8 protein-coding genes are annotated in these 13048 nt (G+C 58.7%); all 8 read left to right on the top strand.

Features of this window, described 5'->3' with window-relative positions; all coding sequences use genetic code 11:
- Positions 1-36 precede the first annotated feature (36 nt).
- The 8 genes from Q2B33_RS19825 (at position 37) to Q2B33_RS19790 (ending at position 13039) form a co-directional block, all read left to right on the top strand.
- Positions 37-6993: an SNF2-related protein gene (locus Q2B33_RS19825; RefSeq protein WP_300914195.1), complete on the top strand. Its 6957-nt coding sequence runs from the start codon at positions 37-39 to the stop codon at positions 6991-6993.
- Positions 6994-7116: 123 nt separating this feature from the next.
- Positions 7117-8094 (top strand): phosphoadenosine phosphosulfate reductase family protein, encoded by a 978-nt coding sequence (locus Q2B33_RS19820; protein WP_300566923.1) that lies wholly within the window; start codon positions 7117-7119, stop codon positions 8092-8094.
- Positions 8091-9479, top strand: coding sequence for a hypothetical protein (locus tag Q2B33_RS19815; protein WP_300566920.1), 1389 nt, complete (start codon positions 8091-8093; stop codon positions 9477-9479). The genes Q2B33_RS19820 and Q2B33_RS19815 overlap by 4 nt, the downstream gene beginning before the upstream one ends.
- Before the next feature lie 95 nt (positions 9480-9574).
- A complete protein-coding gene (locus Q2B33_RS19810) occupies positions 9575-10153 on the top strand; it encodes a hypothetical protein (RefSeq protein ID WP_300566918.1) in 579 nt (192 codons plus the stop codon).
- Position 10154: 1 nt separating this feature from the next.
- Positions 10155-10961: a DUF4314 domain-containing protein gene (locus Q2B33_RS24325; protein WP_330684681.1), complete on the top strand. Its 807-nt coding sequence runs from the start codon at positions 10155-10157 to the stop codon at positions 10959-10961.
- 150 nt (positions 10962-11111) lie between these two features.
- Positions 11112-11312 carry a hypothetical protein gene (locus Q2B33_RS19800; RefSeq protein ID WP_065551182.1) on the top strand — a complete coding sequence of 67 codons (201 nt, stop codon included), beginning with the start codon at positions 11112-11114 and terminating at the stop codon, positions 11310-11312.
- Complete coding sequence (locus tag Q2B33_RS19795) at positions 11309-11869, top strand: flavin reductase family protein (RefSeq protein WP_300566912.1); 561 nt, start codon at positions 11309-11311, stop codon at positions 11867-11869. Before Q2B33_RS19800 ends, Q2B33_RS19795 begins: the two co-directional genes overlap by 4 nt.
- A 156-nt stretch (positions 11870-12025) precedes the next feature.
- Positions 12026-13039 carry a DUF3991 and TOPRIM domain-containing protein gene (locus Q2B33_RS19790; protein ID WP_300566909.1) on the top strand — a complete coding sequence of 338 codons (1014 nt, stop codon included), beginning with the start codon at positions 12026-12028 and terminating at the stop codon, positions 13037-13039.
- Positions 13040-13048: the final 9 nt, after the last annotated feature.

Raw genomic sequence — 13048 nt, 5'->3', positions numbered from 1 at the left:
TACCAGGTGCATCTGCTGGGGCAGGACGGGGGAATCGTGTTCCAGGCGTATGGCGGCGATTATTTCTATTCCTACCTGGAACTGTCAAAGCGGATTGATGCCCTTATCCTGGGCGGCACCTACCCGTTCAGCGCAGAGGAAGAAAAGCTGGATGACTTCTCCATCCCGGATGAAAAAGAGGAGATGAAGGAAAGCCGCAGGGAAAGTGGGACTGGTGATGCCATTGAAAGGCAGGAAGATCTCCATGGTCAGGGACAACCGGAGGCTGGGCAGGAAGACATTCGTGTTCAGGAACGGCAGGAGGCTGGACAGGAAAACGCTGCTGGGCAGGAACCAACAGAGGGAGACGGGCAGGCACAGAAAAAGGGATCGACAATGAAAGAGGAGCAGGCACAGGAGGAACCCACGGAGACGGAACTACGCTACATCCATGCAGTCCTGCGCGATCAGTCCCTCTCCCTGTACCTGCAGAAGACCATCCAGGAATATTTCTCTGGCCACCCGGATAAAGAGGAGCGGGAAGCGTTTGTAAAGGAAGCCTATTTTATTGGGCACAGGGAACTGGAAACTGACGGAGTGCCGGTCAGGGCAGAGACCTTATGGGATGGGATGCACATCCGTGCATATGAGCCTGCGGGAACCAGGGCGCTCCATCTGCCCTGGGAGCGGGTGGTAGGCCATATCCAATCCCTGATTGCCAGCGGCTCCTATGTAGCCCCCGATATGCCGACTCCCCCGGGCAGGCAGGAAATCATAGACTATTTCCTGGCAAGGAAAAGTTCCGTATATTCGGGCAGCAAGCAGCGCATCTACCAGGAAATGACTTCCACCCTTTCTGCAAAAGAGCGCATAAAGGCACTGAAAAGCATTTATTATGGGATGTGGGGCGAAGGCGCCCGCCTGGAAAACGGCGGCCGTTATGATATCAATTACGGCAGTGATGGATGCCGGATTGAATATGTCCATGACGGCGTGGAGGTCAGGGAGCATCTGACCTGGGGGCAGGTGGAGAGGCGCATTATGGAGCTGATTCGCCGGGATGCCTACCTGAGCGGGGAAGAGAAAGCAGAACTGGAACGGCAGGAGGAGATGCGCTACACTCCGGAGGAAGCAGGGATACCGGAAGAGCCCCCGGTACTGAACGAAATGCCGATACCGGAAGAAGCGCCGGACAGGCAGCTCTCCCTCTTTGACCTGGGGATGGAATCCGGCTATGAGGACAGTACCGGCTACGGCCGGGATGCCCTGCTGGATGCAGATGAGGTACAGGAACAGCCACATCCTTTCCAGGAGGGCGAGCGGATATCCTACAATGGCAGGACCTATGAGATTCTGCAGTACCTCTATGACGGCAGGACGGTGGAGATTGGGGACATCAGCCAGTTAAAGGATCTGGACGGGTTCAAAAACCGGGAGAGGGTTCCGGTCACGGACATTGAGGGCTGCCAGACGGTGGAGGGAGATTACGCCCATGGGGAGGATGCGCCCATGGCGGCGGTGGAGGGCGGTGGAGCCACAGCGGGACGGACGGAGGCCCTGCCTGCGGCGGTACAGACCGTGCAGACAGCCGTGGAGGCCATGCAGGAAAATGAAGCTGATAACAGCACCATCCAGGACGGTTCCGGCCAGCAGGAACCCAACAGTTTTAACTACCGCTATTCCGAAGAGCACCACCTGTATGACGGCGGCCCCAAGACGAAGTTCCAGAACAACGTTGCGGCCATCCGGCTGCTGAAAGAGCTGGAAAGGCAGGGGCGGAGAGCGGCCGCAGAGGAACAGGTCACCCTTGCGAAATTCGTGGGCTGGGGCGGTCTGGCCAATGCCCTGACACCGGGAAAGAGCGGATGGGAGCAGCAGTACGAGGAGATTAAAAGCCTGCTGACAGAAGAGGAATTCCAGGCCGCACAGGAAAGCACCCTCACCGCATACTACACGGAGCAGGGAGTGATACGGCACATCTATGACGCGCTGGAGAAGTTCGGCTTCCACGGAGGAAATATCTTAGACCCTGCCATGGCTACCGGGAACTTTTTCTCCGTCCTGCCGGAAAGCATGGCAGGTTCCCGGCTGTACGGCGTGGAGATTGAACCCATCTCCGGCCATATCGCGAAGCACCTCTATCCCGGCGCGGATATCCAGGTCACAGGCTTCGAGCATACCAGCCACCCGGACCAGTTCTTTGATGTGGTCATCGGCAACATCCCCTTCAATTCCATCAAGGTGGACGATCCCAGATACAACCGTTATAACTTCCGCATCCATGATTATTTCCTGGCAAAATCCCTGGACAAGACACGTCCAGGTGGAATCGTGGCGGTCATCACGTCCAAATACACCATGGACAAGGCAAACTCCGGCAGCCGGAGATACCTGGCGCAGCGGGCGGAGCTTCTGGGAGCCATCCGCCTGCCGGGCAATGCGTTCAAACAGGTGGCGGGGACGGAGGCCACCACGGACATCCTGTTCCTAAAAAAGCGGGAACGGGAGATTACGCCGGACGAGGCCAACAGCCCCTGGCTGTCGGTGGAGCAGGATGGGGACGGCATCCCCATGAACACCTGGTTCATCGACCACCCGGAGATGGTGCTGGGGAAGATGGTGTTTGACGAGAGCATGTACGGAAGCGAGAAGACCACGGCCTGCCACCCCATGCCGGGGGACAACCTGGACGAGCGGCTGGGACGTGCCGTCAGCTATCTGGAGGGAGCCTACGAGGAACCGGTACAGGAGGGGGACGTGCCGCAGGCGGAGGGCGCTCCCGAAGTGAATTCCATCCCCGCAGACCCGGCAGTGCGCAACTTCTCCTATGCGCTGGCAGAGGGGAAGCTGTATTACCGGGAGCATTCCCGGATGTATGAGCAGGACATCACAGGAAGAAAAGCGGAGCGCATCAAAGGGCTCGTGGAGATCGCACAGGCAGTCAGGGGGCTGATAGACTTCCAGAACCAGGAACAGGGAAGCAGGCCAGCAGCGGAATATGAAGCAGCCCTGCAGGGGCATATAAGAAATCTGAACCGGGTCTATGACCGCTTTGTGAAGGAGTACGGCTACATCAATGCCTACGCCAATGTGACAGCATTCTCCAGGGATGCTAACGCGCCGCTCCTGCGCTCCATCGAGAAAGAAAGGAAAGACGGGGGCAGGGAGGAGGGGCAGGGTGCCGTCCCAGATGGGCAGAAAGCCGGCTCAAACGGACAGAGTGCAGTCTGCTATGAAAAGACCGCCATATTCTACAAGGCCACTATCCGGCCAAAGGCCATGCCCACAGTGGTGGAATCCGCAGAAGAGGCATTAAAGGTCTCCCTGAACGTAAAGGGCAGGATTGACCTGGACTACATGGCGCAGCTATACCGGAGACCGGATGGCGGGGAGGCTACAAAGGAGGAAATCATAGAAGAACTGGGGGAACAGATCTACCAGGACCCGGTTCTGTATGCGGGGAACCCTTATGCCGGATGGCAGACCGCAGGGGAATATTTAAGCGGCTATGTGAAAGACAAGCTGGCAGAGGCGGTCATCAAAGCGGAGGAGGAGCCGGAGAGGTTCTCCCGGAATGTGGAGGCCCTGCGGACGGTGCAGCCCACGCCGCTGACACCCCAGGAGATCAGCTTCTCTTTAGGGACACCCTGGATACCCCTGGAGACTTACCAGGAGTTTATGTATGAAACATTCAAGACCCAGGAGGGGAACAAATACGGGCGCCTGGCTACGGAACTGGAATTTTCCCGATACAGCGGCGTTTACTTCATTGCCAATAAGGGGAATGAGAGCGGTTCTGTCACCGCCTGCCAGGTCTACGGCACGGAACGGATGGATGCCTATGAGATTCTGGAGGCGTCCTTGAACCTGCGGTTCGTGGAGGTGAAAGACCGGGTGGAGTACACAGACCCGGACACCGGCGAGGATAAGGTGAAGTATGTGCTGAACCGGAAGGAGACCATCCTTGCCAGGGAGAAGCAGGCACAGATCAAGGCGGAGTTCGAGCGGTGGCTCTTTGCGGAGCCGGAGCGGGCGGCAAGGCTGGCAAAGCTGTACAACGACCGGTTCAACAACATCCGCCCCCGCACCTATGACGGCTCTGACCTGGTACTGCCGGATTTATCGGAGGATATCCGGCTCCGTCCCCACCAGCTTGACGTGATAGCCCACGGCCTGTACGGGGAGGGGAACCTGCTTATGGCCCATGAGGTAGGGGCGGGAAAGACCTATGCCGCCATTGTGCTGGCCCATGAATTAAAGCGGTTGGGAAAGGTGGCAAAGCCGCTGATCGCCGTGCCGAACCATCTGGTGGGGCAGTGGTCCGATGCCTACATGGAGCTGTACCCAAACTCCAACATTTTAGTGGCGGAAAAGAAAGACTTCCAGAAGCAGAACCGCCGCCGCTTTGTGAGCCGGATCGCCACCGGGGAGTATGACTGCATCATCATGGCCCACTCCAGCTTCGAACTCATCGGGCTGTCCAGGGAGAGGCAGCTGGCGGCCATGGGGGCCGAACTGAACGAGGTGACGAGGGCCATTGACGAGCAGAAGGCCAGGGACGGAAAGAACTGGTCCCTAAAGCAGATGCAGATCTTCCGGAAGAACCTGCAGTTCAGGTATGACCAGCTGTTCAAGGCGGAGAAGAAGGACGATGTGATCAACTTTGAGGAGCTGGGCGTGGATGCCCTGATCGTGGACGAGGCCCATGCCTACAAGAACAATTTCTCCTATACCAAGATGCGCAACGTGGCGGGCATCAGCGGCCAGAGCAGCCAGCGCGCCATGGACATGCACCAGAAATGCCAGTATATCAATGAGATCGGCGGGGGAAAGGGTGTCATCTACCTGACCGGGACACCCGTGAGCAACTCCATGTCGGAATTATATGTGATGCAGAAGACCCTACAGCCCAGGGAGCTGGAGAGGCGGGGGCTCCTGATGTTCGATGCCTGGGCGGGAACATTCGGGCGGGTCACATCCTCCCTGGAGATCAGGCCGGAGGGCAACGGCTACCAGATGAAGAACCGGTTCTCCCAGTTCCACAACCTGCCGGAGCTGATGGGCATGTTCTCCATGATTGCGGATATCCGGACGGCGGACATGCTGGAACTGCCCACGCCGGAACTGAAGACCGGCAGCCCACAGGTCATCAAATCCGTCTGCACCCCCGACCAGAAGCGTATCGTCATGGAGCTGGCAGAGCGGGCGGAGGCCATCCGGAATGGGGAGGTGGACAGCACCCAGGACAATTTCCTGAAGCTGACCCATGAGGCCAGGCTGCTCTCCACCGACCCAAGGGCCATAGACCCGGGGATACCGGACGACCCCGGAACCAAGCTGAACCTGTGCGCAGATAAGGTGGCAGAGATTTGCCAGGAGACGGCGGGGGACAGGCTGACCCAGCTGATCTTCTGCGACCAGGGGACACCGAAATATGACGGCAGCTTCAATTTCTATGAGGCAGCAAGGACAGCGCTGATTGCGCGGGGAGTCAAACCGGAGGAAATCAGCTTCATCCATGACGCAAAGACGGACGTGCAGAGGGAGCAGCTTTTTGAAAAGGTGAGGAAAGGGGAAATCCGCATCCTGATGGGCAGCACGGAGAAGATGGGGACCGGCATGAACGTCCAGGAGAAGCTCATCGCCCTGCACCACTTGGACGTGCCGTGGCGCCCTGCCGACCTGACCCAAAGGAACGGGCGTATCTTAAGGCAGGGCAACGAAAACAAGGAGGTCTCCATCTTCAACTACATCACGGAGAATACCTTTGACAGCTACCTCTGGCAGATCTTAGAGCAGAAGCAGCGGTACATCAGCCAGATCATGACCGGCCGCTCCCCGCTGAGGACCTGCGAGGATCTGGATGAGACCGTGCTGCAGTATGCGGAGTTCAAGGCGCTGGCGACCTCTGACCCAAGGGTGAAGGAGAAGATGGAGACGGACAACGAGATCAACCGGCTGACGGTGCTGAAATCCTCCTGGCAGAGCCAGCAGGCCCAGCTGCAGGAGCAGGCCAGCCTCCATTATCCGGTCCGGATCGCCCGGAAGGAGAACGAGATAGCGGCCAGGGACGAGGATATCCGGACGTATCAGACCAACAGGACGGAAGATTTCCGCATGGTGGTTGACGGCCGCGTCCATGACGAGCGCACAAAGGCGGCGGAGCACCTGATGGTCTGCGGCCGCAGGATGGAGGGCCATGGCATCGGGGACAGCCTTGAGGTGGGCAGCTATGCGGGCTTTCCCATCCATCTGGTACGGACAGACCGGGACAGCGTGGGCATCCGGCTGTGCGGGAAAGGGAGCTACAGCACCGACTATGGCGATTCCGGGCTGGGGAACATCACCCGCATCGAGCATCTGGCGGAGCGCATCGTGGTGGAAGCGAAATACGACAGGGAGGAGCTTGCCAACCTGCGGCAGCAGCTTGCGGCGGCAGAGGAACAGTGCGGGAAGCCCTTCCCGGACGAGGAAAGGCTGCTGGAGCTGCAGAAGAAAAAGGTGCAGCTCGACCTTGCGCTGGAATTCAAGGAGGACGGGGAGGACGTGGTGGCGGCGGAGGAAAACGGGGACGGAGGCGGACAGGGGGAGAGAAAGGAGCCGCCCACACTGGAGCAGAGACTCTACCGGAAGCTCCGCCTGTTTGCGGCTCCAATCCTGGATGGGGAAGCCTACTATATGAAGCTGCAGGCAAAGGGGTACGAGGATCTGGTGGTGGAGGCCATCGGCGGGGAGGAATACAGCATCGCCCATTATTATGACCAGAACGGGGATTCCATGCGCGACCCGGAGGTCACCTTTGCCATCGACAGGGAGGACAGCTCCATCCATCCCACCTCTTTCCTCCAGGATGGCATCGGTGTGTATTATGAGACGGCGGATGCAGCTCCCGCAACGGTAAGGGACTTGAAAGGGTTCATGGAGCAGTGGTTCACCAACATCAGGAACCAGCGGTTCGAGCCGGTAACCATCAAAAGGTATGAACAGGAAGAGGAAGACGGCATGGAACGGTAGGAGGGAGACTTAAAAAGCGGAAACAGGCCAAACACTGCAGGAGCCAAAAAGGTAGGCAGGATTTCACAGGAAGCGAAAGCAGGCGCAGACAGAGGTTTCTTGTGAAAGGCAGGTATTTGGCGGTTGAAATATACCAGAGAGGACTTAAAGGCCATGCAGGGCTGGAGCCTGGAACGGAAGATACAGGTGACGCAGACCCGGATTCTGGAATGGTACTTACGGTACGGGGGACAGGTCTTCGTCAGTTTTTCAGGCGGAGTGGACAGCACTGTGCTCCTGGACATCGCCCGCAGGGTGTACCCAGACATCCCGGCGGTGTTCGTGGATACGGGGCTGGAATACCCGGAGCTTAGGGAGTTTGTAAAGACGAAAGAGAACGTGGAGTGGCTGCGGCCCAGATACCCGTTCCCGCAGATCATAGAGAAGTATGGGTATCCGGTCATTTCCAAGGAGATAGCGGACTGCGTGGACGGGGCGAGGAAAGGGCAGGCCACAAGGATCGAGAGGCTGAACGGGACGATGCTGGCGCCGGACGGCAGCAGGTCCGTATATAACTGTGAGAACTACCGGTATTTACTGGAGGCGCCATTCAAGATATCGGCCAGGTGCTGCTACCATATGAAGAAGGCGCCCATCTATCGGTTCGAGCGCGAGACAGGCAGGCACGGGATCGTGGGGCTGATGGCCCAGGAGAGCCGCCTGCGGACGCAGAAATGGCTCCAGTTCGGATGCAACGGCTTCGAGCGGAAGCGCCCCTTGAGCCAGCCCATGGCGTTCTGGCTGGAGCAGGACGTCCTGGAATACCTGAAAAGGACCGGGATTCCCTACAGCCCTATCTACGGCGAGATACAGGAGACAAAAAAGAAGGACGGCAGCCGGATGTTAAAGACCAGCGGGGTATCCAGATCCGGCTGCATGTTCTGTATGTATGGGGTCCACCTGGAAGAGGAGCCCAACCGGTTCCAGCGGATGCAGCAGACCCACCCGAAGCAGTACGACTACTGCATCAACCGCCTGGGCTGCGGCAGGGTGCTGGACTTCATCGGGGTCCCCTACCGGCTGGGGGACACTAAAAAAAACGGAACAAGGAGAGGGGGATGAAGATGGAGCGCAGTGAGATTTACGCCCTTGCCAGGCTGGGGACGGACAGGTACCATCTGCGGAAGCTGTACCTGCCCCGTGAGGAGATCCAGGAAATCCGGCAGCAGGAAGGGACAGGGTACGATGATTTGCGGAGCGTGTTTGAGGGGATTCCGTTTCCGGACGATACGGGGAACGGCCGGCTGAACTTCATCCTGCCGGACAGCTGCGGAGGGCTGTGCGTCCGGGCAAAGGATATGGATCCCGGTTTTTCACAACGGAACCGGTATAATGGGGAGTCCGTGGAGGGGACAAGGGAAGAGATGCTGGCACAGCTTAGGGAAAGCCTGCAGAAACAGGGATACCACTTCCGGCCCAATGCCTGTTTCCAGGACGTGGACGTGCTGGAGACCCTGCAGAAGATCATGGAGCACAATACCAGCTTCTTCCAGACGGATTTTGCCTATGACCGGGAGATGCTCCGGGAGGCGGCGGAGGACAGGAACGCGCCCCGGAACTTCTTCTGGATGAGCAGGAAGGGCGGGACATGGTGCTTCCCGGAGCGGAGCGTGCATATCCGGCAGACCAGCCCGCGCAATACCTGGTTCTTTTACGGCGGGTGCCGGGACGAGCATGTGAAGGCGTTCCGGGTGGAGCTGCACGGCATGGAAGACGGCCGGGTGATGGGGGATATCCTGGAGATAGACTACCAGAAGCATCTGGACTATCTCTGCACCCATTCCCATGACCCTGTGGAAGTGGAGGTGGTGTTCAGGAACCCCAACAGCTGCCGCACTTTCAGCTGGCAGGAGTATGAGCAGAACTGGCAGGCCATCGCAGACCGGTACGGGACGGCGGAGCGGAGGAGGTACCTGGTGGAGGATGAATACCGGCTGTCACAGGACATGGCGGGGGCCCGCAGGATGTTCTGGGATGCGGTGGATGTGATGGAGCCGGACGACTATGTAAGGCGCCTGGAGCATGACAGGCTCCATGACTATGGCTATACCGCAGGGGACATGTCGCTGACCGGCCCCATGGATGCGGAGCGGGCGGTCCTGCAGGGGCTGGAGTGCTATGTCCTGAACCCGGACGGCTCCAGGGAGCCGGTCCGTGACAGGGAGGCCTACCAGCAGGCGCTTTCCCATGAGAAGCTGTTCGGAATGGAGGCAGGGGAAAAGGAGATCCTGCGGTACTTCAAGCAGGATGCGGTCCCGCTTTTCAACCAGGAGGAAATGTGGAAGATCTATTCCCTTGCGCTGGAGGCGGGGATGGAGGACGGGCCGGAGGAGGGCAGGCTGCTGGACGGCATCATCCATAAGGCGGAGTGCTTCCTGCCGGGGGAGGAAGAGCGGGAGACGGACGTGCAGGAGGAAGGAGAGCCGGCCGGCGATATGGTCCGGTAGGGCTGGAGGCGGGGCTGCCTGGCAATGCCGGCGCTGGCGGGGAGACCTGTGCAGGACAGAGGATTCAGCCCCGGGCATGGGGAAGGAAAGAGGGAATGGACGATTATAAAATGAATTTCTATGTGGACTATATCAACCGGAACGTGCTAGACCGGATCGATTACGCACGTCTCCAGGAAGATTACCAGACAGAGGAAAAGGCATACGCCAAGAGCGTGCTGAACGCCCTGCACAGGGGCATCCTGGGGTCATATGGGACGGAGGTCTTCGACCGCGACACGCTGGAGGAGGGGCTCGTCCTCCTGCCGGGGGTGCTGCAGTGCAGGGAGAACGGCAATGTCTGCATCACACTCCTGGAGCTGGACCTGTCCTCGTCAGGGGAGCACTGCGGGACGGACTACCTGACGAAGTATGGATGCGTCAGCCTCCGTGAGGAGGGTCTGCCGGAGGCGGTGCGTCAGTTCCTGATGGACACCTATGGGACCTACGAATATGGGTATACGGCGACCATCAGGGACGACATCCATGTGGACAGGGACGGCCTGCCGGAAGCAGTGAAAGAGGTCCTTGCGGACTTCAGGAGCCACGCGTTCATGCCATGCACCCGGAGGATGTCGCTGGACAGCATCCTGGAACTGGACCAAACAGAGGATGGGGACATGGAGGTGAGGTAGGATGGGCCATGAAGATTTCTTAGAAGCTGTCAGGGAGATGTCCCCTGTACAGGAGGAGGGCTGCATCCGGCAGTGGATGGGCTTTGCGCATGAAAATGCGGAAATGGGGATGTTCATAGACTTCAGGGAGGAGGGGGACAAAGACCAGGAGGAAGAGAGGTGGCTGGACATCCTCCATGCAGGCTTCTGTGCCGTCAGGGAGGGCTTCAGCCAGGAGGTGCTGGACGCCCTCATCGGGCTGGGCCTGGAAAGCTGCATCCTGTACCCGGGGGAGATGGTACAGGCCGCGGTGTGCCTGGAGCATGGCATCAATGCCAGGCAGCTCTTCGTCCTGATGGACGCATGCATCCTGGAGGCTGAAGACCCGTTCCGCATCCTGTCCCGGGAAGAGGCGGAGAGGGAGGTGGCGGACGCAGGCATAATCCCGAAGTCAGTGCCGGAGGGGCATGGAGAGGGCGCCGGACAGGCAGGGACAGGCACGGCAGCGCCGGGAGAGGGCGCAGAAAGGAAAGGTGGAGGCATGGCAGGCTGGAAGACCCAGGAGGAGGTAGACGCGATACGGAGACGGTACCCCATAGGCTCCCGGATAGAGCTGGACTACATGAACGAGCAGGGGATGCCGCCCGGGCTGAAAGGGATCGTGAAGTCCGTGGACGATGCAGGGCAGCTGCATATGATCTGGGAGAACGGCAGGTCCCTGGCCCTTGTGCCGGGGACCGACCGGTTCCACCGGCTGCCGGAGCCGCAGGCGGAGAAAGAGGCAGGAAAGGAAGCGCTGCCGGAAGAAACAGAAGAAATGGAGCGATGAAAAAGGCGGAGGCATTGAATAAAGTCTGCCGGTCTGCTATACTGGAGCCATCCGGCAGGCGTTCCGGTGCAGATAAGGCTGTCCATACGGCCTGTTACATAACCGTAACAGTAAAGCCTGCTGGAAATAGAAACCGGAGGTAGATGCAGGATGGCAGAGGAAAAGCGGAAAGAGACGGATGAGGAACTGATGGAGCGTTTTGACAGCTTTGTCAGGGCGGCTATCTTGGAGGAAGGGAATAAGCTGCGGGCAGAGAAAGGGTATCCGCTTTTGACGGAAGAGGACATGGCGGATGTGGATACGCTTTCCGGCCTGAAAGAACGCTTTGGAGCAAAGGAGGAGAACAGATGAGGAAGAATTTTGGAGCGAAGCCGTGGACGTACCCGCAACCGGTATTTATCATTGCTACCTATGGGGAGGACGGGACGCCGGACGCCATGAACGCCGCATGGGGCGGCATCAGCGATGACACCCAGATTTCCATGTGCCTTTCCGCAGGGCATAAGACGGTGGCGAATATCCTGGCCCGTGGCGCCTTTACGGTGAGCATGGCGGACGCGGCCCATGTGGCGGAGTGCGATTATGTGGGGATCGAGTCCGCAAACAGGGTGCCGGACAAGCTGGCAAAGGCAGGGCTCCATACGGAAAAGGCGGAGCATGTGGACGCTCCCGTTATTGTGGAGCTGCCCATGGCGGTGGAGTGCAGGCTGGTGAGCTACGACAAGGAGACCTGCAGGCTGGTGGGCGAGATTGTCAATGTCTCCGCAGATGAAAAGATTCTGGACGAAAACGGGAAGATCGACCCGGCAAAGCTGGAGCCCATTGTGTTTGACCCGGTGAACAACGCATACCTGAAGCTGGGCGGAAAGGTGGGGAACGCTTTCAAAGACGGGATGAAGCTGAAATAACGGCAGATGAAACAGAAACCATAACAGGATAACAGCAGAATAACAACACAGTGCAGGGCGCTGGCAGAATGGAAGAAGAACCATTTTGCCGGCGCTTTTTCTGGCTGCAGGGAGGTGACGGTTACGGACAGGCAAACAGCCATGAGGCGGCGGCCCATGCCTTTTACGGAAGAGCAGATGAAACAGGTCTTTGATACCAATATCATCGATTTCGCCGTCAGCCACGGCTTTGAGGTGGAGAAAGGCGACCGGAACACGGTCCATGTGAAGCACAGCGGCGGCCTGTACCTGTTCCGGCACGGGCGGGGGTATTACCAGTTTTCCGGGGAGAAGAGCGGGAACATCATCCAGTTTGCCCAGGAATATCTGGGAGCCGCTGACTTCAAAAGCGCGGTGGAGATGATTCTGGGCTGCCGTGCCTACGAGCAGACAGGGCATTATGTGGAGCCGGTGGAGAAGAAGCCCAGAGGGGAGCTGGTGCTGCCGCCGAAAGATAAGGACTTTAACCGGACCATCGCCTATCTGACCCGCACCCGTGGAATTGACAGCGAGATCGTGTATGCCATGATCAACCAGAACAAGGTCTATCAGGCAGTCACGCAGAAGAATGGGTACACTTTCCGGAACTGCGCCTTTGTAGGCTATGACGGGGAGGGAAAGCCACGGTACTGCGCGCTCCGGTCTCCCAGCAGCGACAGGAAGTTCCGGCAGGACATGGAGAACTCCGACAAGACCTACGGGTTCTGCATGGAGGGGCGTTCCGGCCGGGTGTATGAGTTTGAGGCGCCCATTGACGCCATGAGCCATGCGACCCTGTGCAAGCTGTACGGCATTGACTGGCGGGAGGACCACCGGGTGGCGGAGGGGTGCCTGTCGGACAAGGCCCTTTCCCGTTATTTGAAGAGCCACCCGGAGATTCGGGAGATTGTGTTCTGCTATGACAATGACATGGAGGGGAAGGACGCAAACGGGCAGCCCCGCAACCATGGGCAGGTGCAGGCGGAACAGTCAGCAGAGGCTTTTGCAAAGGCGGGATATAAAGTGTTCATCCAGACTCCGCAGACAAAGGATTTTAATGAAGATCTGCTCACATTCCGGGAAATGTCGGCCAGGAGCAGGGACGGCCCTGAAAGGGCAGGAGCGGAGGAACGGGAAGCGGCATATCCCTGATGCCGGAAA

This window comes from uncultured Acetatifactor sp. (assembly GCF_948601915.1).
In the GTDB taxonomy this organism is placed as follows: domain Bacteria; phylum Bacillota; class Clostridia; order Lachnospirales; family Lachnospiraceae; genus Acetatifactor.
Note: the sequence above shows the minus strand (reverse complement) of the source record. Positions and strands in the feature narration are given on the sequence as shown.